The organism is Propioniciclava soli, assembly GCF_014858005.1.
GTDB classification, from domain to species: Bacteria; Actinomycetota; Actinomycetes; order Propionibacteriales; family Propionibacteriaceae; genus Propioniciclava; species Propioniciclava soli.
The window spans coordinates 47,838-68,189 of sequence record NZ_JACYOT010000005.1 but is presented as its reverse complement, the minus strand read 5'-3'; the positions used below and the strand labels follow the sequence as shown (position 1 = coordinate 68,189).

The 20,352-nt window shown below is 68.2% G+C and carries 19 protein-coding genes; 9 read left to right on the top strand and 10 right to left on the bottom strand.

All coding sequences use genetic code 11. From position 1 onward, the window contains the following. The first annotated feature begins 144 nt into the window (after positions 1 to 144). The gene (locus IFY26_RS05430) at positions 145 to 1,440 is read left to right on the top strand and encodes an ABC transporter substrate-binding protein (RefSeq protein ID WP_232547989.1); all 1,296 of its coding nucleotides are present in this window, start codon (positions 145 to 147) and stop codon (positions 1,438 to 1,440) included. A gap of 293 nt (positions 1,441 to 1,733) precedes the next feature. Here the strand turns inward: IFY26_RS05430 and IFY26_RS05425 are convergent, their stop codons facing one another. Further along, positions 1,734 to 1,934 carry a hypothetical protein gene (locus IFY26_RS05425; protein WP_232547988.1) on the bottom strand — a complete coding sequence of 67 codons (201 nt, stop codon included), beginning with the start codon at positions 1,932 to 1,934 and terminating at the stop codon, positions 1,734 to 1,736. A 210-nt stretch (positions 1,935 to 2,144) separates the two neighbouring features. On the opposite strand from IFY26_RS05425, the gene IFY26_RS05420 reads away from it, so the two are divergent. Both IFY26_RS05420 and IFY26_RS05415 read left to right on the top strand, forming a co-directional pair. Then, positions 2,145 to 3,050, top strand: a complete 906-nt coding sequence (locus tag IFY26_RS05420; protein ID WP_232547987.1) for an ABC transporter ATP-binding protein — start codon at positions 2,145 to 2,147, stop codon at positions 3,048 to 3,050. Then, the gene (locus tag IFY26_RS05415; protein WP_232547986.1) at positions 3,047 to 3,862 is read left to right on the top strand and encodes an ABC transporter permease; all 816 of its coding nucleotides are present in this window, start codon (positions 3,047 to 3,049) and stop codon (positions 3,860 to 3,862) included. The genes IFY26_RS05420 and IFY26_RS05415 overlap by 4 nt, the downstream gene beginning before the upstream one ends. Positions 3,863 to 3,873: 11 nt before the next feature. Here IFY26_RS05415 and IFY26_RS05410 read toward each other — a convergent pair whose 3' ends face one another. Together IFY26_RS05410 and IFY26_RS05405 are read right to left on the bottom strand one after the other, a co-directional pair. Further along, a complete protein-coding gene (locus IFY26_RS05410) occupies positions 3,874 to 5,091 on the bottom strand; it encodes a glycosyltransferase (RefSeq protein WP_232547985.1) in 1,218 nt (405 codons plus the stop codon). Then, a complete protein-coding gene (locus IFY26_RS05405) occupies positions 5,088 to 6,317 on the bottom strand; it encodes a glycosyltransferase (RefSeq protein ID WP_232547984.1) in 1,230 nt (409 codons plus the stop codon). Before IFY26_RS05405 ends, IFY26_RS05410 begins: the two co-directional genes overlap by 4 nt. 62 nt (positions 6,318 to 6,379) lie before the next feature. On the opposite strand from IFY26_RS05405, the gene IFY26_RS05400 reads away from it, so the two are divergent. From IFY26_RS05400 to IFY26_RS05390, 3 genes are all read left to right on the top strand, one after another. After that, a complete protein-coding gene (locus IFY26_RS05400; protein WP_232547983.1) occupies positions 6,380 to 7,654 on the top strand; it encodes a type 2 periplasmic-binding domain-containing protein in 1,275 nt (424 codons plus the stop codon). After that, positions 7,651 to 9,252 carry an amidohydrolase gene (locus IFY26_RS05395; RefSeq protein ID WP_232547982.1) on the top strand — a complete coding sequence of 534 codons (1,602 nt, stop codon included), beginning with the start codon at positions 7,651 to 7,653 and terminating at the stop codon, positions 9,250 to 9,252. The genes IFY26_RS05400 and IFY26_RS05395 overlap by 4 nt, the downstream gene beginning before the upstream one ends. Before the next feature lie 104 nt (positions 9,253 to 9,356). Continuing rightward, positions 9,357 to 9,635: a DUF6458 family protein gene (locus IFY26_RS05390; RefSeq protein ID WP_232547981.1), complete on the top strand. Its 279-nt coding sequence runs from the start codon at positions 9,357 to 9,359 to the stop codon at positions 9,633 to 9,635. Between the two features lie 114 nt (positions 9,636 to 9,749). On the opposite strand, the gene IFY26_RS05385 is transcribed toward IFY26_RS05390, so the two are convergent. Beyond that, positions 9,750 to 11,090, bottom strand: coding sequence for a ferredoxin reductase family protein (locus tag IFY26_RS05385; RefSeq protein WP_232547980.1), 1,341 nt, complete (start codon positions 11,088 to 11,090; stop codon positions 9,750 to 9,752). Continuing rightward, complete coding sequence (locus IFY26_RS05380) at positions 11,087 to 11,416, bottom strand: AAA family ATPase (protein WP_232547979.1); 330 nt, start codon at positions 11,414 to 11,416, stop codon at positions 11,087 to 11,089. Before IFY26_RS05380 ends, IFY26_RS05385 begins: the two co-directional genes overlap by 4 nt. 36 nt (positions 11,417 to 11,452) lie before the next feature. On the opposite strand from IFY26_RS05380, the gene IFY26_RS05375 reads away from it, so the two are divergent. The 3 genes from IFY26_RS05375 (at position 11,453) to IFY26_RS05365 (ending at position 12,489) form a co-directional block, all read left to right on the top strand. Further along, a complete protein-coding gene (locus IFY26_RS05375; RefSeq protein ID WP_232547978.1) occupies positions 11,453 to 11,734 on the top strand; it encodes a type II toxin-antitoxin system Phd/YefM family antitoxin in 282 nt (93 codons plus the stop codon). After that, positions 11,734 to 11,991, top strand: a complete 258-nt coding sequence (locus IFY26_RS05370; protein WP_269779157.1) for a type II toxin-antitoxin system RelE family toxin — start codon at positions 11,734 to 11,736, stop codon at positions 11,989 to 11,991. The genes IFY26_RS05375 and IFY26_RS05370 overlap by 1 nt, the downstream gene beginning before the upstream one ends. A gap of 336 nt (positions 11,992 to 12,327) precedes the next feature. Next, entirely contained in the window at positions 12,328 to 12,489 is a 162-nt protein-coding gene (locus tag IFY26_RS05365) for a hypothetical protein (protein ID WP_232547977.1), read from the top strand. 3 nt (positions 12,490 to 12,492) lie between these two features. Here the strand turns inward: IFY26_RS05365 and IFY26_RS05360 are convergent, their stop codons facing one another. From IFY26_RS05360 to IFY26_RS05340, 5 genes are all read right to left on the bottom strand, one after another. Beyond that, positions 12,493 to 12,684 carry a hypothetical protein gene (locus IFY26_RS05360; protein WP_232547976.1) on the bottom strand — a complete coding sequence of 64 codons (192 nt, stop codon included), beginning with the start codon at positions 12,682 to 12,684 and terminating at the stop codon, positions 12,493 to 12,495. A gap of 69 nt (positions 12,685 to 12,753) precedes the next feature. Beyond that, on the bottom strand, positions 12,754 to 14,370 hold the full coding sequence (locus IFY26_RS05355; protein ID WP_232547975.1) for an AAA family ATPase: 1,617 nt from the start codon (positions 14,368 to 14,370) through the stop codon (positions 12,754 to 12,756). A 1-nt stretch (position 14,371) separates the two neighbouring features. Further along, positions 14,372 to 17,536 (bottom strand): type I restriction endonuclease subunit R, encoded by a 3,165-nt coding sequence (locus IFY26_RS05350; RefSeq protein WP_232547974.1) that lies wholly within the window; start codon positions 17,534 to 17,536, stop codon positions 14,372 to 14,374. Next, on the bottom strand, positions 17,536 to 18,723 hold the full coding sequence (locus IFY26_RS05345; RefSeq protein ID WP_232547973.1) for a restriction endonuclease subunit S: 1,188 nt from the start codon (positions 18,721 to 18,723) through the stop codon (positions 17,536 to 17,538). Before IFY26_RS05345 ends, IFY26_RS05350 begins: the two co-directional genes overlap by 1 nt. Beyond that, positions 18,720 to 20,324 (bottom strand): class I SAM-dependent DNA methyltransferase, encoded by a 1,605-nt coding sequence (locus IFY26_RS05340; RefSeq protein WP_232547972.1) that lies wholly within the window; start codon positions 20,322 to 20,324, stop codon positions 18,720 to 18,722. Before IFY26_RS05340 ends, IFY26_RS05345 begins: the two co-directional genes overlap by 4 nt. Between the last annotated feature and the right edge of the window lie 28 nt (positions 20,325 to 20,352).

Genomic DNA, 20,352 nt, shown 5'->3' with positions numbered 1-20,352 from the left:
GCGGCCCCGGGATGCGTGACGCCCGGCCTCAGAGACGCGGTCACCGCGACGTCGTGGTGGCTGTCCGAACGGGCCGTGGGAACCTACGATGACGCCGGGGGCCGGGTGCCTCCGGTCACGTGGACCATCAACGAGGAGAAACACATGGACAGGCGAACGTTCCTTGGTCTGGGTGCGGGCGCGGGCGCTGCCCTCGCACTCGCGGGCTGTGGGCAGGGTGGCGCGGCCACCACAGGCGGGGACCCCGAGAGCGCATCGCTGCGCTTCTGCTGGTGGGGCAACGACACCCGCAACCAGCTGACCAACGAGGCCATCGCGGCCTACCAGGCGGCCCACAGCGGGGTCAGCATCGCGCCCGAGCCGGGCGAGTGGAGTGGTTACTGGGACAAGCTGGCCACCCAGTTCGCGGCCAGCGACGCCCCCGACATCATCCAGATGGACGAGAAGTACCTTGCCGAGTACGGCCAGCGCGGCGGCCTGCTCGATCTGGAGGGCGCCGGCGTGGACGTGTCGGGCTTCGCTCCCGGCACGGCGGACACCGGACGCCTCGAGAGCGGCCTGTTCGGGATCAACGCGGGCGTCAACGCCCCCGTGCTGGTGGCGAACCCCACGCTGTTCGCCGAGGCCGGCGTCGCCCTGCCGGACGACACCACCTGGACGTGGGAGGAGTTCATGGCGCTGTCGGAGCAACTCACCCAGGGCATCGGGCGATCGGGGGTCTACGGCGCGGGCAACCTGTTCAGCCAGGACGGCCTGTTCAAGGCCTACGCCCGCCAGCGTGGCGGACAGCAGTGGACCGCCGACGGGCAGATGGGCTGGGAGCCCGCGATGCTGGAGGACTTCTGGCAGATGCTCCTGGACATGCAGGCGGCCGGGTCGATCCAGTCGCCGGCCGAGCTGGCTGAGGAGGACGCCAAGCCGTTGGACCAGACCGCCATCGCGACCGGCAACGTGGCGATGACGTACCTGTGGTCCAACCAGATCAAGGCCCTCGACAACGCCTCCGGGGTCGACATGGCCCTGTTGCGGCCCCCGAGCGTGGACGGGTCGTCGGAGGGGTGGCTCTGGTACAAGGCGTCGATGTACTGGTCGGCGTCCTCGCGGACCTCGAACCCAGCCGCGGTGGCCGCGTTCATCGACTGGTTGGCGAACTCGACCGAGTGCGCCCAGATCCTCACCGCCGAGCGGGGCCTGCCGCCGAACCTGGCGGCGCGCGAGGCCATCGCCCCCGACCTGCCGGCCTCGGACGCCAAGGTGGCCGAGTTCCTGAGCTCGATCGAGCCGGAGGTGGAGGACGCCGGCGGCATCACCCCGGTCGGTGGCAGTACCTTCCAGCAGATCCTGCTGCGCAAGAGCCAGGACGTGCTCTTCGAGCGGGCCTCCATCGCCGACGCCGTCGCGTCGCTGCGCACGGAGGTCGAGGCCGCGCTGCAGCAGTGACCCTGCTGAGGTGGGGACTCCGTCCCTGTGGCGGTGGCGTCCCTGTGGCGGTGGCGTCCCTGCGGCCCGTGGGGCGTCCGCCGAAACCACCTCGCTCCCCGCGCGAGGCGGCGCTCTCCTTGCCACGAGAGCGCCGCTATGGCCGGGGAGCGAAGTGGTTTGCCGGGGGAGCAGCGCTACGGCAGGGGAGCAGCGCTGCGGCAGGGGAGCGAAGTCGTCCTCGAAAGGACACCGTCCTTGAGCTGACACCGTGCCGCCGAGGGGGGATTCGGCGGCACGGAGTCACCCCAAGGTCACGACGACGGCGCGACGGGAGGCTCGACGAACGAGCGGTGCAGCACGAACAGCGTGACGCCGGCCACGAGCAGCAGCATTCCCTGGGCGCTCCCGGAGGCCATGCTTCCCAGTCCGACCAGGGCGATCACCACGGCGACGACCAGGAGCATCACATGGTGATGTCCTTGCGGCGGGGGGCTCTGGGCGTCGTCGTGCATGGAGCCAAAACTATGGGCGGCCCCCCCACCTCTTCAATGTCATCATCACGCGAGTTTTTCGAAGTTCAGTTTGCGGTGGCGTTTCGGGTGGAGCGCCGCCTCGGGCGCTTCGGCGCCAGACGTCACCACCCCCGCTGAACGGGTCAGGACGCACCCGCGTGGCCCCGACAGGTACCGTGGCCACGCCGGCCGGATGAGAGGAGCACGCCCATGCAGGGTGCCGCGCGCGCCGACGCGCCGCTGCAGCTGGACGGGGTGGGCCGCCGCTTCGGCGATCACTGGGCGGTGCGGGACGCCTCGCTGACGATCACGCCGGGGGAGTCGGTCGCCCTGCTCGGCCCGAACGGCGCCGGCAAGTCGACTCTGGTGGCGTTGGCCTGCGGACTGCGCCGGCCCACACAGGGAGACATCCGCCTGTTCGGACGCGACCCGCGCCAGGCCGGTGCCCGCCGGTGGCTCGGGGTGGTGCCGCAGGCGAACGCGCTGCCGGAGATGCTGCGGGTCGGTGAGGTGGTGGAGCTGGTGGCCCGCCACCACCGCGACCCCGTGCCCACCGCCGAACTCCTGGACGGCATCGATCTCGCCGGTGCCCGCCGCACGTTCTGTGGCGCCCTGTCGGGTGGTCAGCGCCGCCGTGTCATGGTGGCCCTCGCGCTGGTGGGGCGTCCGCGCCTGTTGGTGCTCGACGAGCCCACCACGGGCATGGACGCCGAGTCCCGCGAGGCGCTGTGGCAGCGCCTGGCCGATCATCACGCCGCGGGCGGGGCGATGCTGCTCACGAGCCACCACGTCGAGGAGGCCGAGCGTCTGTGCCGCACGGCGATCGTGCTGCGACGCGGCACGGTCGCCGAACGCGGGCCCATCGCGGCGTTGAAGCAGCGCTACGGCACCGCCACCGTCACCCTCGACACCCCCGTGCGGCCCGAGCGGCTCGGTGACCTGGCCGCCGTCCGCCATGCGGGGGCGACGGGCCGCGGGCGGGTCGAGCTCGTCACCTCGGACGCCGACGAAACCGTCCGCGCGCTCGTCCGCGCCGGGGTGGACTTCGCGCACCTGCAGATCAACCGGGCGAGCCTGACCGACGTGGTGGCCACCCTCGGAGCGGAGGAGCCGTGAGCTCGCCTCCCCCCACGACGGAGGTCGCACCCGAGGGCGTGAGCCCGCTCACCCTCGTGGCCGCGCACACCGCCGCGCACCTGCGCGAGCTCGGCCGCGTCCCCGCCGCTCTCATCGCCAACACGCTCTACCCCGTGGCGGCCTTCGTGTTGTTCATCGTGCCGCAGCGCGCGATCGCGGCCGATCCGCTGCAGTCGCTGGTGGCCACGGGCCAACTCGCGGTGCTGGGGGCCCTCTCCGGGTTCGTGTTCGGCTACGGGATCGCGGTGGCCGAGGAGCGCGCCAACCCCTGGAGCCAGTACGTCCGGACGCTGCCCGTGCCCGCCTCCGCGGCCGTCGGGGCCCGCTTCGTGGTCGCCGTGGTGCTCGTCGCCGCCAGCCTGGTGCCGCTCGGGCTCGCGGCGTTCACGCTCTCCACCGCGGGGCAGCCGTTCTGGGCCGGTGAACTCGGCTGGTGGCGGATTCCGGCCGCGGGGGTGACGACCCTGGTGGGCGGGCTGCCGTTCCTGGCCCTGGCCGTCGGCATCGCGTTCTCGGTCGCGCCGCGCACCGCCCTGGCACTGGCCCAGGTGGTCGTGTTTCCGCTCGCGCTCGTCGGCGGGCTGATCTTCCCACCCGGCCTGCTGCCGGGCTGGCTCGACACCGTCTCCCTGCTCACGCCCGCGCGTGCCGCCCGGGACGCGACCGTGGCCGTCCTCACCGACGGCACCGTGGCGTGGTGGACGCCGCTGGTCTGGCTGGTCTGGCTGGTCGCGACCGGCGCGTTCGCCGTCGCGGCCCAACGCCGCGACGAGGGGCGCCGCTTCCGCTGAGCCACGTGGTGTCAGTGCCGGCTGACCAGCCGGTCCAGCGCGTCCACCGCGCGGCCGACGCCGTCCTCGGCCCGGAGCTGGCGCCCGAGCGCGGCCGCCGCGGCGTCGTGGCCACCCGCGGCCAAGCGCTGGAGACCCCGCGCCAGCGAGCGGACCCCGAGGCGTCCGAGCGGCACCGGTCGCGGCCCGGCCCCCAGCGCCCGAACCCGCGCGCCGTAGTACGGCTGGTCTCCCAGCAGGGGCGTCACGAACGTGGGGAGTCCCGCGGTCAGCATGGTCGCGGTGGTGCCCGCGCCGCCGTGGTGCACGACCGCGCGCACCCGACCCACGACGTCGGCATGGTCGGCCGCGCCGATCACCCGAACCCGGTCGGATCGTGGGCCGGTCGACGCGCCGGGGTGCTGCCACAGCACGTCGACGCCGGCGCGGTCGGCCGCGGCCACCACCAGCTCGCCCTCGCGGGCGACGTCGGTGCCCGGGCTGCTGCCGAAGGTCACGAGCAGCGGGCGGGTTCCCGCGCCGTCGCGCACCCGGGCGTCCGGCGCCGCGGCCCAGAACCCCGTCTGAATCACCCGGCCCGGCCACTCAGCGGCCGGCGGGCACACCGCCGGGCTGGTCGCCATCAGCACGGGCAGGGACGCCAGCGCCACGCGCGCGGGGCCGGGGGGTCGCCGCCCGGTGACCCGGGCGAATTCACCGGCCAGGGCGCTCGTGAAGCCGCTCGACATGCCCCACAGCAGCCCGCTGAGCGCCCGGTTGGCCGGGCCGTCGCCGAGGCGTCCGGCCGCCATGAGGGTGGCCCGGTGGTCACCGGCGGGCAGCAGGGGTGCGAACAGCGCCAGCGCGGCGGGGTGGCCGTCGCGCTGCAGCAGGGCCGCAACGCCCGCCCCCACCGTGCCGGCCACGACCACCGCGTCCGGCGTCACGGCCGCGGCGAGGGCCCGGGCCAGCCCCGGGGCGGCGCGACGCAGGGCCGTCCGCTGGGCGACGTACAGCGCCAGCGGCTGCGACAGCGCGAGCCGCAGCGCGGCGCGTCCCCGGGGCCACAGGGTGCCCTCCGGGGTGCCGGGCAGGGGCGCGTGGCGCAACCCGGCGTCGGTCACCAGGGCGCGGTGGGACGCGAACGCCGTCACCGTCACGTCGTCCCCCCGGGCCGCGAGCCGCCGGCCCAGGGCCAGGAACGGCTGCAGGTCGCCGCGCGTGCCGACGCTCACCAGGACGTACTTCACCGGATCAGATCCTCCAACAGCGTGATCGCGAGCTGCCCCGAGTCGTACCGCGCAAACTCCTCCTGCAGAACCGCGGCGCGTGTGGCGTACTGCGGGTCCTCGAGCACCCGGCGCACCGCCCGCCTCACCGCGCGCGCACTCGGGCGCGAGGTTCCCAACCGGACGCCGGCGCCCGACCAGGCGACACGCGCCCCGATGTCGGACTTCTCCTCCGTGACACCCGCCTGCACGACGGGGACGCCGTGCGCGAGAGCCATCGTCACCCCGGTGAAACCGCCGTTGGTCAGGAGCACGGAGGCATGGGGCAGGGCCTGCTCGTAGGGCACGTAGGCGGCGGTCACGCCCGGCGGGGCCTCCGACGGGCGGGAGGTGAGCACCAGGACGTCGACGTCCAGCCGCGCGAGCGCCCGAAGCGCGGGGCGGATCAGCTCGCGCGGGTCGTCGCGCAGCGTCCCCTGGGTGATCACGGCCAACCGACGCCGACCGGCGACCAGCTCCGCCCAACCGGGCGGCGGCTCGAACGGCTCGGGCCGGAACGGCTGGATGGCTCCGATGAAGTGGACGTGCGCCGGCAGGTGCGCCCGCGGGTACTCGAATCCGGGCACCGCCGCGTGGAGGTGCAGGTGCGGTGACTGGTTGGCCTGGAGCACCGGGCCACGCTGGGGCGGCAGGCCGGCGTCCGCCCTCGCGCGGTCGTAGGAGCGCCGGGCGGGTCGCATGCCCCGACGGACCACGCCGGACACGACGCGGTTGCGCCGCAGGTGGCGGGGTTCCGTGCGAAAGGGCAGGCCGGAACCGAACGGCGGGGTGTCGGCCTCGGCGTACATCAGCGGGCCGTCCCCGAAGGACGCCCACGGCAGCCCGGCGGCCTCGGCGGCCAGGCCGGCGCCGAAGCACAGGCTCTCGGTGAACAGGGCGTCGGGGCGTTCGGAGTGGATGAGGGACGTCAGGTCGGACGCCCGCGCCGCGGCGTCGCCGATGAAGTAGGAGCGGAAGGCGTCGAGCACGTCCAGGGGTGTGTTGAGCTGGTCGAGGCCCCGGGTCGTCGGCTGGGTGGCGCGCCGGAAGGGCCGGAACTCCGCGCCGGTGCGGGCGACGTCGCGGGCGAAGGCGTCCCCGGCGTACCAGACGACGCGGTGGCCGGCGGCGGTCAGCCCGGCGGCGAACGTCTGGGCGTTCCACGTGTGCGCGGGCACCGGCGTGGTGGCGAACAGGAACGTGGCCATGTCCTTGACCCTACGCGGACGCCGACGGGGCATGATGGGGTCAACCGAGGGGAAGGCGGGCCGTGGACCCGATCATGGTGCTGTGGGCCGCGTTGGGGCTGGGCGCGGCCGGCGCGGCGATCTGGGGTGGCCTGCGCATCGCCCATGCCCGCCAGTTCACCGGCCGTGGGTGGACGTTCGAGCGCAACCCTGGTGAGCAGCCCGTCTTCGGGCTCAACCATCCGCCCTTCGGTCGCGACCTCGGCCGCCGCGTGGGCGAGGTGGTGCGCGGCACGGTCGAGGGGGTGGCGTTCACGGCGGTGGCCTACGAGACCGACCGGGAGCGGGTCACCGGGTACGCCGTCATCGTGGCGCTGCCGCGCTCGCTGCCGCCGCTGGTCGTCGGCTCGCCGGACGCGCTCCCCAGCCGCCTCGCCGGCGCCCCCGTCCCCGCACCCGCGGGTCGGGCGGCGTGGGCGTCCGATCCGGCGTGGGCGAGCGTCGCGCTGCCCATCCTGGCGCCGACCCTCGCGGCGCTGACCGCCGAGCGCGGTGCCGCCCTCAGCGTGGACGGCGCGGCGCTCGTGGGTCTCGGGTGCCCCCGCGACGCGGACGCCCTGGCCGCGTTCGTGCCCCAGCTCGGCCGGGCGGCTGCCGCGCTGGTGGAGGCCACGCCGGGTGCCGCGGGGGGCGGCGGTTTCACCGGGCCTCCGGTGCCCCGCGAGCTGAGCTTCACCGACCACCCGAGCTGGATCTACCGGGCCCGCGACGACGCCAAGCTGGCCGCGGTGCGTGCCACCGGGGGCGGCTTCGACCACGAGGCGCACGACGTCGTCATCGCCCCCGACCCGGAGCTCGGGGCCATCGCCCTGCGACACACGTGGCGGACCAGGCGGACCGTCACCGAGACCGGCCCCGACGGCAAGATGCAGACCCGCACGGTCGTCGACGACCACGAGGAACACCTGTGCGAGCTGGTGCTCGGCTTCCCCTTCGTCGATCTCACGGTGAACACCCGCGGCGACTGGGGGCGGGGTCGCGTCCGGTTCGAGTCGGAGGACTTCAACCGCGAGTTCACCGTGCGCTGCGCGGACGGCCGGTTCGCGAGCGCCGTGTTCCACCCCCGCCAGATGGAGTACCTGCAGCGACGACGGCCCGCGGCGTTCCAGGTGATCGGCGACCGGTTCGAGGTCGAGCACGACGGCGACGTCGCCACGGTCGAGGCCTGGCTGTCGTTCGCCCGCGGCTTCTTCGGCCGGGTCCCCGGGTTCGTGTGGAAGGACCTCGGCGTCGAGCCCCCTCGTTCGTGCAGCGGTGGTTGGCCTGAGCCGGCGCGACCGGGGACGATGGGGGCATGACGACGTTCACCCACGCGCGGCTGTTCACCGGACTCCTGGCCGACCCGACGGTCGACCCTGAGGCCCTGTGCGCCTTCACCGTGGCGGACGGACGCATCACCTGGGTGGGGCCGGTCGGGGACGTGCCGGCGGAGGCGGCGGCGTCCGACGACGTGATCGACCTCGGGGGAGCGCGCGTGCTGCCCGGGATGCTCGACGTGCACACCCATCCGCTGTTCATGGCGCTGCTCGCGGATGCGACCAACCTGTTGCCCCCGACCTGCCGGTCGAAGGCCGACGTCCTCGCCGCGCTGCGCGCCCACCCGGGGTGGGGCGCGGGGCCGGACGCCTGGGTGTCCGGTTTCGGCTACAACGAGGACGCCTACCCCGACGGCGGGCCCACGCGCGTCGACCTGGACGCGCTCACCAGCACCCAGCCGGTGCTGCTGCGCCGCGCCGACGGCCACAACGCGCTGGTGAACTCGGTCGCGCTGGCCCGGGCGGGCCTGGACGACGCGAGCCCCGACCCCGCCGGCGGACGCCTCGGGCGCGACGCCGACGGCCACCTCGACGGCCGTCTCATCGAGAGCGCGGCGGTCGACCTGGTGGCCAGGCACCAACCGGCGCCCACCGCGTCCGACCTGGCGGACCGGTTGGTCGCGCTGAACGACCACTTCCTCGGCTTCGGGCTGGTGGCGCTCGACGACCTGCTCGCGACGTTCGTCGACGATCCGCTGACGGTGTACCGGCTGGCCGTGGAGCGCGGCTTCCTGCCGCAGGTCGCGGTGTTCTTCGGGTGGGATCCGGACGCGATGCCCCCGGTGACGGACGCCGACCGCACCGGCCAGATTCGCATCGGCGGGGTCAAGGTCTTCATGGACGGGGCCTACTCCTCCCGGACGGCCTGGGTGGAGGAGTGCTACCCGGGCAGCCACGACCACGGCCTGGCCACGGCGACGGACGACGACCTTCGGGCCGCGGCCGACTGGGCGCGCGCGAACGGCGTCCAGTGCCGCATCCACGTGATGGGGGATCGGGGCATCACGCACCTGCTGGACCTCTTCGCCGACGCCACGCCGTGGCTGGCCGAGCGGCCCTCGATCGTGTTCGAGCACTGCACGCTCGTGACGCCCGCCATGCTCGCGCGGATCGCCGCCGCGCGCATGCGGTTCGGGCTCGTGACGCACACGATCTTCTTCTTCGCCGAGTGGGAGTCCTACCGGGCCAACCTGAACCCGAGCGCCGCCGAGCACGCCTACCCGCTGCGGCGCCTGCTGGATGCCGGCGCGACCGTCGCGCTGGCGTCCGACTCGCCGGCCACGACCTGGGTGGACTGCGACAACCCGTTCACCTCCATCCGCGCGGCGGTCGACCGGCGGACGTGGGACGGCTCGGCGTTCACCCCGTCCCAGGCGATCGGCGTCGGCGAGGCGCTCGAGCTGTACACCGGCCGCGCCGCCCAGATCACGCAGCTGCGGGGCGTCGGACGCCTCGCGCCCGGCTACGACGCCTCGTTCGTGGTGCTGGACGCCGACCCGTTCGCCCTCCCAGCGGCTCAGCTGGGCGACGTGCGCGTGGCACAGACGTGGCTGCGGGGGGAGCTGGTTCACGCGGGTTGAGGGGGCGGCGTGTCACCCGCGCGCGTTCTGGATGAAGGCTCAACCACCCGTTACAGTGAACCGACCGGAGGTCGCTGGGACCTCCAGCCCGAAAGGCAAGAACCATGCGCGTCGCGAACATCGGCGGCCCGATCACCCTGGCCGTGATCGGTGCCATCTTGTACTTCGCCCTGTCCGACATGATCGAGGGCGTCGACACGGCCATGATCGGCCTCATTCTCATGGTCGCTGCGGCGATCTGGCTCGTGGTGGGTCTCCTCGTGAACCGCCCCCGCACGCGCGTCACCAGCGAGCGTACCGACGTGCAGGGCACCGGCGGTGTCGCCGGCGGCCCGGTGAACAACCAGGTCGTCGAGCGCGAGGTGCGCCAGGACGAGGTCTGACCGGTCTCGCCTGTCGTTTTCGACAGACATCAGCAGGGCCCCGGGACGCGCGTCCCGGGGCCCTGCTGCGTGGCGGGCTCGATCCTGCTGCGCGCCGATCATGCTGCGTGCCGATCAGGTGGCGAACAGCTCGTGGCTCACCTGGTCGTCGGGGACGCCGGCCTCGAGCAGTTCCTCCTCCAGCGAGGTGATCATCGGCGGGGGACCGCAGAGCAGGTACTGGTAGTCCGTGATGTCCCGGGGCAGGTTCCGCTCCAGCACGTCGACGTCCACCAGACCGGTCTCGCCGTCGAAGTCCGGCTCGTCGTTCAACACGTGGACGACCTGGACGTGCTCAAGGGCGTCCAGCTCGTCGCGGTAGGAGATCTCGTCGAACGTCTCGTTGGCGTAGAAGACGTGCACCTCGCGGTTCTGCCGCCGCTCGGCGTCCTGCCAGAGGCGGCGAAACGGCGTGATGCCGATGCCGCCGGCGATCACGACGAGGGGGAGAGCGGCCTCCCGCGCCGGGCGCGTGAACACGCCGTACGGGCCGTCAATGATGAAGAGGTCACCCTCCTGGGCCTTCTGGAGCGCAGCCGTCTGGTCGCCCTCCTGCTTGGCGGTGATGCCGAGGCGCTTCCGCTCCTCGTCGTAGGTCGAGACGGTGTAGGGGTGCGAGTTTTCCGCCAGGTTGTGGCGCAGGTAGATGAACTGCCCCGGCGCGGGCACGATGCGGCGGTGCACGGCGTCCATCGTGATCTCGGTGGTGGAGTCGGCCACCGTCCGGGTGGTGGCCACGCGGTAGCGCGCGCTGAACAGGCCCAGCTTGTGCAGGATGCGGTAGACGAACAGGGCCGCGATGACGGCGGTGAAGAACCACCAGTAGTACTGCAGGAAGGTGCCCTGGATCGTCGGGCCGAGCAGGAAGCTGTGGATGAACAGGAACGGCGGCACGACGTAGGCCGACATGTGGGTGTAGAGCCACGGGTAGAAGCCCAGGCGGCCGCGGAACCACACGCTCGTCACGACGACGAACGCGATGACGGCCAGCGTGACCATGCCGAGCAGCACGAGCTGGGAGAAGCTGTCACCCAGGTCCAGGGCGTAGATGTTCTGCCCGCGCGTCTCGAGGTAGTAGAGGCCGATGAACACGGGATGCAGCAGGATGATCGGGACGCCCCACTGCCCGAGTGTCTTGTGGAGTTCGACGATCCACGTGAGATCGGGGAAGAACGACGACAGGGCCCCGCGGAAGCCCAGGATGAACTGCCAGATGAGCAGCATGCTGCCGACGAACGCGCCCGTCTTGGCCACGTACTTGTAAACGTTGACCAGCAGGGGAGCGTCGTCGGGGGAGACGAACACCAGCGGGAGCAGCGACGTCACAGCGATCAGCGCGATGAGGACGCCCTTGGCCCGACTGATCTTGCGGCCTTCGATCGTGTCTTGGGCATGCCACATGCTCAACCGGGTCATGGGAGCCACTCTAATCGGCTCTGACAGCGGCGTCTTTCCTGACCACCCCGGTGTTGGCTCGGGGAGCGCAGACACGTCCAGGGCTGGGAGATGTCTCTCGGCGACGGGCTGCACAGGCCGGTGAGACGAGGGCGAGAGGCCTCCAGGACCCGCCGCCGGAACTCGCTGTTGAGCGTGTCGAACGGCGGCGTCTCGAACCCGAAGGTTTCGAGCAGGGGCTCGATCGTCATGTGGTTGTGGAACAGCCGGAAGCGACCAGACTCGGCCAGCGCGCGGCCAACCGTCATCTTCCCCACGGCCGGCGGGCCGAACACCACGAGCAGCATGGGGCGACACGCCTCGTTGTAGCTACACTTGTAGCCATGAGCGCGGATGCAACCATGGCACTCAGGGATGTGAAGAACCACCTGTCCGAGGTGGTCGACCAAGTTGAGCACCAGCATGACCGGGTGGTGATCACCCGCCACGGCAAACCAGCTGCAGTGGTGATCAGCACCGATGATCTGGCTTCGCTGGAGGAGACGCTCGAGGTCATGAGCCGTCCTGAGCTGGTGGGCCAGGTTCGGGAGAGTCTTGCCGAGCTGCTCGCAGGCCGGGCCGAGGTCATGAGCAAGGAAGAGCTTCTCGCGACGCTTGGCCGCTGATGGCTGACACGTATGAGATTTCGTGGACCCCCGCGGCCAGGCGTGCCCTGCATCGGCTGCCCGAGAAGGTCGCTGCAGCGGTCATCGAGTTCATCTACGGACCTCTGGCCAGCAATCCTCAACGGGCCGGCAAAGCGCTGCGCATCAACCTGGAGGGTCTGCACAGCGCACGCCGCGGTGACTACCGCGTCATCTATCGAATTGACACCCGCGTGGCGATCGCGGCCATCGAGCACCGCGCAGACGTCTATCGATGATGTACCGCGTCCACCGTGGTCCGAGCCGGTCGGAGGCGGGCTTCTAGCTCTGCCAGTGGCCGTGCGGGGGGAGGGGCGCCGGTGGGGACTGACAGACTGTGTCCCGTCTCGCGGCACCATGCACTGACAACTAGGAGATATGCAGGATAGAACGAGAGGCATCACGGTCCGTTCGTCTCTTGCTACCTTGCACAACATCCGACATCGACTTGTGCAGAGTAGGGCGAGAAGAGGCGGGCTGCGGCTGGTGCGCCAGCAAGAACGGTTGTTTGCCGCAAGAGCAGACGATCCGCAACCGCTATCGGATGTCATTGGTCCTGGCTACAGTCCAGGCGCATGAAGAGAGCGACCAGCCAGCAGATCATCACCGCCGTCTTCGAGGCAGCCGAGCGTGCCACGGACAACCTCACCCACCTCGTCCCCGACCTCGACCGGGACCGCGCCGAGTACGCCATCGCGAGCGTGCTGCTGGAAGAGTCGTGGGAGGCGAACCGCTGACGATCAGTCGCGCGGAGCCGCTCCACCGTCCGCGAAGCCCTCGAAGGCGCGGAGATCGCGCTTGGGCTCCGGGAGGCCCTTGCGGCGGCGCTCTGCCTCCTTGCGGCGGTCCTCGCGGTCCTCGGCGGCGAACTGGGCGTCGAGGCGCTCCAGGTCAGCCTGACGGGCGGCGTCGGGCTTGCGGGGCTGGTTCATGACGGTCCCTCTCGGATCGGCCTTGGGTGACTGGGTGCTAGCGAGAGTAGGCGCACAGGTGTACGAAGATTACGAAGCGAAGATGCACTTCCTTAGTTCGTCATAGACGGACATCCCGGGCCGAATAAGCGGGGCCAGCATCGCGGTAGCGAATGCGTATTGGTTGCTTCCTGGTTGACGGATGTTGAGTTTGGTCCTGACTCCGTTGTAAATATCACCCGCGGCAGCCTTAATGTCGTCAGCATCCTTGCCTCGGGCCGTTGCCGCCTTTATGGCATCTTGCTTTAACGAGACGATCTCACTCACTAAGTCTGATCTTCCATATTGATGGCACAGCGCCGTCAGGACCTCATCGTCATATAGGAACGACTCAATGTGACGTCTGGACAAGACCTGGACTCCTTGCTTCCCTGCAAGGTCAATCTCTTCGTCAGTTCGAAGATCGCGGTCGATGAGGCGAATGATCTCTGTTCCAGGAGTCAGCGTTTGGAGCGCTACACCTAAGCCCAGTGTGTCGTTGCTGGCATCATCGCTGTTTCCGACAGAAAGAAAGTCTGTGTCGGGGAACTGCGGATGAAATATCGTGCGGTAGCACTTGGCGTCGAAATCTGCATTCTTCCCCTTGCTTGCTCCTGGTCTGCCCTCACACATCACGACTTCACGCGGCGAGACGAGTGCGGCAAGGTCATCAAGGGCTACATCCAGCGAGCGTTGCCAGAATGCTCGATCCGGAACTGTGGGTCGGATCACGGTCACCGCATCGAAGTCGTGTCCATCCATGTCGAGGAAGACGACTGCACCTGGCCGCTCGGCCCCGATACGAACCGCCTCCTTCATTAGTCCGATGCTGTGTGATGCGAGGATCAGTTGCGAACCGACAGGAAGTAGCCGGTACATCTCACGCAGGAGGCGAGCCTGTGCGCGAGTTCCGATGTGGGCCTCAGGTTCGTCAATGCACCAGACCGAATCGCTGAAGTGGGAACGCTTTATCACGATGTCCAGAATCAGGTCAAACAGCGCCTTCTCTCCTGCGGAAAGGTTCTTGTACAGGAAACGCTTCGACTGTCCCTTGCTGAACAGGAAAGTGGCCGGACTGCTAGGTTTACCGATACCGCTCACCTCCTCGACCGTAAGGTCATCGAACACGTTTGACATTGACCTGCGGACCTCTCCCAAAATGGCGTCCCTGAGTTCCTTGCGAGGCATCTGCTCCGTTTCAGGATTCTCCTCAAACACCATCTCCAAGGACTGCATGATGAGGCGCTGGTAGTTCTCGGAAACGCTTGCGTCATGGTCGATGGTCTTCATCGTGCGTTGATTCTGAGTTGGATCGGGCATGACCGACACATTTGCAAGCGAGAAGTCTGGATCGTGACGGAATGCTGAGCGAAGGTAGATGAGTCCAGCAACATCACCATGCTTGGGGTGCTGGTCGCCGTGAAAGGCCACCCGCACATGTTGTGTCCAATCGACCTTCGGCGATCCCTTCTTGTGCCCGTAGGTCTCATCCCACCCGTAGTTGAATCCGAGAGTGAACTGCCAGGTTCTCAATCCGTCGAAGATGGACGACTTGCCGGTGCCGTTTGGGCCAGCGAGAACGATCAAACGAGCCGTGTCTGGCAGGTCCGTGATAGTCAGGTCTGTGAACCGTCGAAAGCCTACGAATCGGAGTTCCTTCAGGCGCATGTCAGCCCTCCTGCCTCTCACCCAGGACCTCGGCCTGCTTCAGGATCAGTTCCGTGGCGTCGGGAGCCTTGTCGGGCGGATAGCCGTGCCTCAGAAGCAGTCGCTTGATGGTGGTGCGCAACTTGGCCCTGACCTGCTCCTTCACAGCCCAGTCCGTCTTGGCATCGCGGCGGACGATCTCGGTGAGTTCGTGGGCGATGACCTTCATGGTGTCGTCCTTCATGACCTCCAGCGCGGAGCCGTTGGTGCGAAGGGCGTCGTAGAAGGCCAGTTCGTCCTCACTGAGACCCGTCTGGGCACCTCGGTCGTGCTCGGCCTTCAGCGCCTTTGCGAGCCGCACGAGTTCGGCCACCACGGTCGCGGTGTCGAGGCTGCGGTTCTGGTAGCGCAGCAGTGAGTCACCGAGCATCTCGGAGAACTCGCGTCCCTTGACGACGTTGCGCTTGGCGATGGCCTTGATCTCGCTCGCGAGCAGGCGCTTAAGGGCCTCCATCTGGAGGTTGGGCCGCTTGGACTTGGTGATCTGCTCTACGAAGCCCTCGTCAATGAGGGAGATGTCGGGGTTGGCGATCCCGGCTTCGGCGTAGATGTCCACCACGCCCATGCCCGTCATGCTCTCGCTCACGATCTGGCGGATGGCGGTGTCGAGTTCTGCGTCAGCGTCGCCCGCGCCTCGGCCAGCGTTCTCGATCTTGCTGATGGCGGCACGCACGGCGTCGAAGTAGGCCACGTCATCGCGGATCGAGGTGGCCTGGGGAGAGGCTGGAGCCATCACGAAGAAGGACCGCAGCCTCTTGGTGTGGGCCATGAACCGCTGCTTGGTCGTCAGGGGCTTCTGCGTGCCCTCCTGGGGCTCGCCCAGTCCCTCGGTGGGGTCTTGGTGGTGCTCCTGCTCCAGTAGCCACTCGACGCCCGCTGCGACGGCGTTGATGTATGCCTTCGCGGACGTGTCCTCCAGAAGCGGACGCCACGAGAAGCCGTGCAGGATCGAGCAGACGATCTCGTGCTCCTTGACCATCTCGGGGATGGCCGTCTTCTCGATGTCGGCTCCGACGTTCTCGTTGTCCTGATCGCGCTTCGTGTAGTCGCCCAGAGCGGTCTTCAAGTCCTCAGCGATGCCGATGTAGTCCACGATGAGCCCAGCGGGCTTGTCCTTGAACGTCCGGTTCACCCGGGTGATGGCCTGCATGAGCGAGACGCCAGCCATGGGCTTGTCGACGTACATCGTGGTCATGGACGGGGAGTCGAAGCCGGTCAGCCACATGTCGCGAACGATCAGCATGTCCAGCGGGTCCTCCGGGTCGGAGGCGCGGACCTTCAGCCTCCGTGTCGCCTCCTTGGAGCGCAGGTGCTCCTGCCAGTGCTCATCGTCACTGGCAGAGCCAGACATGACGACCTTCATCCGGCCCTGCTCGTCCTCTGCGGAGTACCAGTCCGGACGCAGCACGCGGAACTTGTCGTGCAGGGCCACAGCGATGCGCCTGGACATGGCCACGACCATGCACTTGGCCTCGGGCATAACCTGCTTGCGGGCCTCCCAGTGGGCCACGATGTCTCGCGCCAACTCATCGAGCCGGTCGTCGGCACCGACGATGGCCTCCACCCGGGACCACTTGGACTTCAGGCGCTCCTGAGCCTCCTCCTCACTGCCGGACACGGCCACGGCGAAGGCGTCGTCAATCTCGTCCAGGGCGTTCTCGGGGAGCCGTACCTTGGCCAGTCGCGCCTCGTAGAGGACCTTGACCGTGGCCCCATCCTCAACAGCCTGAGTGAGGTCGTAGGTGTCGATGACATCCCCGAACACTGCGGTGGTGGAGCGGTCCTTGGCCTCGATGGGGGTGCCGGTAAAGCCGATGTAGGTGGCATTGGGCAGGCCGTCGCGCAGGTTGCGTGCGAAGCCGTCGATGAAGTCGTAGTTCGAGCGGTGGGCCTCGTCCACGATGACGACGATGTTCAGCCGATCCGAGAGCAGCGGGAACCGCTTCCCAGCATCGCGCTCGTCCTTGGTCAGGCCGAACTTCTGGATCGTGGAGAAGATGATCCCGCCCGTCTGGCGACCGACCAGCAGGTCCTTCAGGTGCTTGCGCGAGTCGGCCTGCACCGGAGCCTCCGGAAGAGGGGCGCGGGGCTTGGTGGCCGCGAAGGTCTCCTCGAAGAGTTGGTTGTCGAGGTCGTTGCGGTCAGTGAGCACTACCAGCGTCGGGTTCTCCATCGCGGGGTGCTGCATCAACTTGCCCGCGTACCACGCCATCTCGAACGACTTTCCCGAACCCTGGGTGTGCCAGACGATCCCGGCACGCCCGTCGTTCTCCATGGCCTCCACGGTCTCGTTAACCGCCTTGGTCACGGCCCAGTATTGGTGGTACTTCGCGCCGATCTTGATGGCCTTCTCGCCGTCGCCCTTGAAGGCGATGAAGTAGCGCACCCAGTCCAGGAAGACTTCGGGGCGCAGGTACCCGGCGATCACGACCTCGATCTCAGGCTGGTACTTGCCAGCGAGATCGGAGCCGTGGATCGTCTTCCATGCTTGGAAGTGGTTCGGGGGAGCCGTGAGCGTGCCCATCCGGGCCAGATGCCCGTCCGAGACGACGATGCCTTGGTTCCACGTGAACAGGTCGGGAATCTGGGCCTTGTACGTCTGCACCTGCTTGTAGGCCCCGGCCACCGTGGCGTTCTCGTCGCCAGGCTTCTTCAACTCGAACAGACCCAGCGGCAGCCCGTTCACGAAAAGCACCACGTCAGGACGACGCTCCCTCTTCGGACCCCGGATCGTGAACTGGTTTACCGCCAGCAGGTCATTGGCGGTCGGGGTCTCCCAGTTGACCAGGCGTGCCCGAGCGGTCCGTGGCGTGCCGTCTGAGTCCCGGTAATCCACGGGGACGCCCATGACGAGCAACTGGTAGGCGCGCCAGTTCTCGCTCTGTATGACCGCAGACTCAGGACGCAACGCCGTCCGCACGGCATCCTCGACAGCATCGGTGGGCAGGTCGGGGTTTAGGTCGCTGATCGCGTTGCGGAGCCGGTCGGAGAGCACCACCTCTCGGTAGTCCGCACGTTCGGCCAAGAGCGTGTCGGGTGCGATGTCCGGGCCATGGGCGGTCTGCCAGCCTTGCTCGGCCAGCATCTCCAGAACCCAGTCCTCCAAGTCTGACTCGGCAAACTGCATCAGGCGACTCCCTCCAGATCAGACACCCGCACCTTGCCCGACATGAGGAGCGGGAGCAGTTTGTCGCGCTGGCGGGTGAGATCAAGCGCTTCCTCGTGCAGCGCGATCATGCCTTCAACGAGTGGTTCGACTGCTTCCCTGAAGCGCCGCAGGGGCTTCTGCCCCGGAACGGGGATCACGTACTCAGAGACTGCGCCTGCTGACACCCTTTGACGCCCGGAGGTTCCGTCACCCAACTGTTGGATGGCGAAGGCCCGAAACCGTGGACTCCGTGCGAGGCAGTAAGGCCAGAAGGAACCTGTATCGCGAGAGCCCCGAAGGACGATGAACTCGGTGGAACCCACACCTGTTGACTGGTCGGGAAGATTCGTGACGAAGGCTGTCTTCCCATTCTCCAAGCATGGGGTGATGCGAGCCAGCAGGGTGTCCCCGTTGTGGAACTTGGCTCCACCCGCGGCCTCTCGGGCGGATGCAGGACCGAGCAGCGCCGAATCAGCGGGCAGCGCGGCCATGTCCACATAGGGCGCTTGGCCCTTCGGCTTGCTCACCCTCGGATTGACCTCGATCACCTCACCCAGGCTCACCATGTCGCCCGAAGGAAGTGCGTCGAAACCCTCACGAGCGAATAGGGCGTGGGCCAGCGCCTCCATCGAGCGCTGCGTATTTCGGTTCGTCTCGATGAGGTCATCGAAGGCCCCGAGCACACCCGCGATGCGCTGCTGCTCATCGAGTGGCGGGTATGAAACTCCGATGTTCACCATGTCTCCGGCCCGAAGGTACGGCAACGACGTGCCTCCGTGGTCCTTTGAGAACGGAGTGAACTGGAACAGATAGTAGAGGAAGCCCGGAGTGCAGGTGTTCAGGTTAGGGATCGCTGCCATCATGTTGTTGTCGATGATCGTTGGGCGGGTGAGCAAGCGCACTCGCTCTCGCTTGATTGCCTCCCCGATCTTTGCAAATACGATTGAATCGACTGGCTGAGTCTTGAACCTAGCCGTGGAGACGACCTCGTATGTCACCCAGTTGTTCGCAGCCGTGATGCGCCTTTCGTTCCCCGGCAACTCCATGTCGCTCACCTTGATGAACGGCACGTCTCCCGCTTGGCTGCCCTGAAACTCTGGAGAGAAACCCTGGCCTCCGACGAAGCGGCATAGGTCGCCCAGTTGTCCCTGCTGCCATGCGCTCACTCCACTTCCTCCAGCGAAGTAAGCGCCGCAACCACAGCAGTCTGGAGGTCTGCCCGCGTGGCGAATCCCGAGCGAACTTCTTCCGTGAGGAGGGCAATCTTCTCCGCGACTGGGATGCCGTCGTCCTCGATTGCTTCAGTTCCCACGTACCGCCCCGGGCTCAGCGCATATCCCGCCTCCGACACCTGCTGAGTCGTCGCTGATACGCAGAAGCCGGGCACGTCCTCGTAGGGCTGAAGGTCCGGGTCACCTCGCCAGGCGTTGTAGGTGTCCGCGATCTTCGCCGCGTCCTCGGGCGACAGATTGCGGTGAGTGCGCGACTCCATGTGGCCCATCTCGCGGGCGTCGATGAAGAGCACCTCGCCTCGACGGTCACGTTGTGTGCGCTCGGACTTCACCTTCCGGGCCGTCTTGTCCTTGGTCAGGAACCACAGGGTCACAGGAATCTGTACGGAGTAGAACAACTGCGAAGGCAGCGCGACGATGCACTCCACCACGTCGTCCTCGACCATGCGCTTGCGAATCTCACCCTGACCGGACTGGTCGACCACCAGCGAACCGTTGGCGAGCACCACACCCATCGTCCCCGTGGGCGAGAGATGGTGGAGCATGTGCTGGAGCCAGGCGTAGTTGGCGTTCCCGCGAGGCGGTGTGCCGTAGACCCACCGCTTGTCGTCGGTCAGCCGCTCCCCACCCCACTCAGAGATGTTGAACGGTGGGTTGGCCATGATGAAGTCAGCCCGCAGGTCGGGGTGCTTGTCATCATGGAACGAGTCACCCCACTCGGGCCCCAGGTTGGCTTCGATGCCACGGATGGCGAGGTTCATCTGGGCCAGCCGCCACGTGGTCGGGTTCATCTCCTGGCCGAACACGGAGATGTCGTTCTTCGATCCTCCGTGATGGCTGACGAAGTGTTCGGCTTGGACGAACATGCCACCAGAGCCGCAGCAGGGGTCGAAGACCCGCCCGTTGTAGGGGCGCAGCATCTCCACCAGCAGCGAGACCACCGACCGGGGCGTGTAGAACTCTCCGCCGTTCTTGCCCTCGTCTGAGGCGAACTGGGCCAGGAAGTATTCGTAGACCCGCCCGAGCACATCCATGCCTTCGTGCTCGGCTGCGGCGAGATCGTCCCGGGAGAACGTGTCGATCAAGCCGCCGAGCGTGGTCGGTGAAAGTTCGCGACGGTTGAAGTTCTTCGGGAGCACGCCCTTCAGCGTGGGGTTCTCCTTCTCGATTGCCTCCATGGCGGCGTCGATGCGCGCACCGATGACGGGCTGCTTGGCGACCTTCTGGAGGTCGCTCCAGCGGTGCCCCTCCGGGACCCAAAACACGCCCTCGGCGGTGTACTCGTCGCGGTCCTCCAGGAGTGCCTCACGCGCCTCGTCGGTCGGCATGAAGTAGTCGCTGGATTCGTCCTTGGTCAGCGCCTCCAGCCGAGAGCGGTGCAACTCGAACCTGTCGGAGACGTACTTCAGGAACAGCAGCCCCAGCACGACGTGCTTGTACTCCGAGGACTCCATGTTGGAGCGGAGTTGGTTGGCTGCCTTCCAGAGGGCGTCCTCCAGTCCGAGCGAGGCTGTCTTCGTCCCACGTGGGGCCATGCGTTACGTCCGATCTCGTGCTTGTGTC

What these genes read in the sequence shown, in the direction of transcription:
- IFY26_RS05430 (WP_232547989.1), top strand. Translation starts at nt 145, where the DNA reads ATGGACAGGCGAACGTTCCTTGGTCTGGGTGCGGGCGCGGGCGCTGCC.
- IFY26_RS05425 (WP_232547988.1), bottom strand. Translation starts at nt 1,934, where the DNA reads ATGCACGACGACGCCCAGAGCCCCCCGCCGCAAGGACATCACCATGTG.
- IFY26_RS05420 (WP_232547987.1), top strand. Translation starts at nt 2,145, where the DNA reads ATGCAGGGTGCCGCGCGCGCCGACGCGCCGCTGCAGCTGGACGGGGTG.
- IFY26_RS05405 (WP_232547984.1), bottom strand. Translation starts at nt 6,317, where the DNA reads ATGGCCACGTTCCTGTTCGCCACCACGCCGGTGCCCGCGCACACGTGG.
- IFY26_RS05395 (WP_232547982.1), top strand. Translation starts at nt 7,651, where the DNA reads ATGACGACGTTCACCCACGCGCGGCTGTTCACCGGACTCCTGGCCGAC.
- IFY26_RS05390 (WP_232547981.1), top strand. Translation starts at nt 9,357, where the DNA reads ATGCGCGTCGCGAACATCGGCGGCCCGATCACCCTGGCCGTGATCGGT.
- IFY26_RS05385 (WP_232547980.1), bottom strand. Translation starts at nt 11,090, where the DNA reads ATGACCCGGTTGAGCATGTGGCATGCCCAAGACACGATCGAAGGCCGC.
- IFY26_RS05380 (WP_232547979.1), bottom strand. Translation starts at nt 11,416, where the DNA reads ATGCTGCTCGTGGTGTTCGGCCCGCCGGCCGTGGGGAAGATGACGGTT.
- IFY26_RS05375 (WP_232547978.1), top strand. Translation starts at nt 11,453, where the DNA reads ATGAGCGCGGATGCAACCATGGCACTCAGGGATGTGAAGAACCACCTG.
- IFY26_RS05370 (WP_269779157.1), top strand. Translation starts at nt 11,734, where the DNA reads ATGGCTGACACGTATGAGATTTCGTGGACCCCCGCGGCCAGGCGTGCC.
- IFY26_RS05365 (WP_232547977.1), top strand. Translation starts at nt 12,328, where the DNA reads ATGAAGAGAGCGACCAGCCAGCAGATCATCACCGCCGTCTTCGAGGCA.
- IFY26_RS05360 (WP_232547976.1), bottom strand. Translation starts at nt 12,684, where the DNA reads ATGAACCAGCCCCGCAAGCCCGACGCCGCCCGTCAGGCTGACCTGGAG.
- IFY26_RS05355 (WP_232547975.1), bottom strand. Translation starts at nt 14,370, where the DNA reads ATGCGCCTGAAGGAACTCCGATTCGTAGGCTTTCGACGGTTCACAGAC.
- IFY26_RS05350 (WP_232547974.1), bottom strand. Translation starts at nt 17,536, where the DNA reads ATGCAGTTTGCCGAGTCAGACTTGGAGGACTGGGTTCTGGAGATGCTG.
- IFY26_RS05340 (WP_232547972.1), bottom strand. Translation starts at nt 20,324, where the DNA reads ATGGCCCCACGTGGGACGAAGACAGCCTCGCTCGGACTGGAGGACGCC.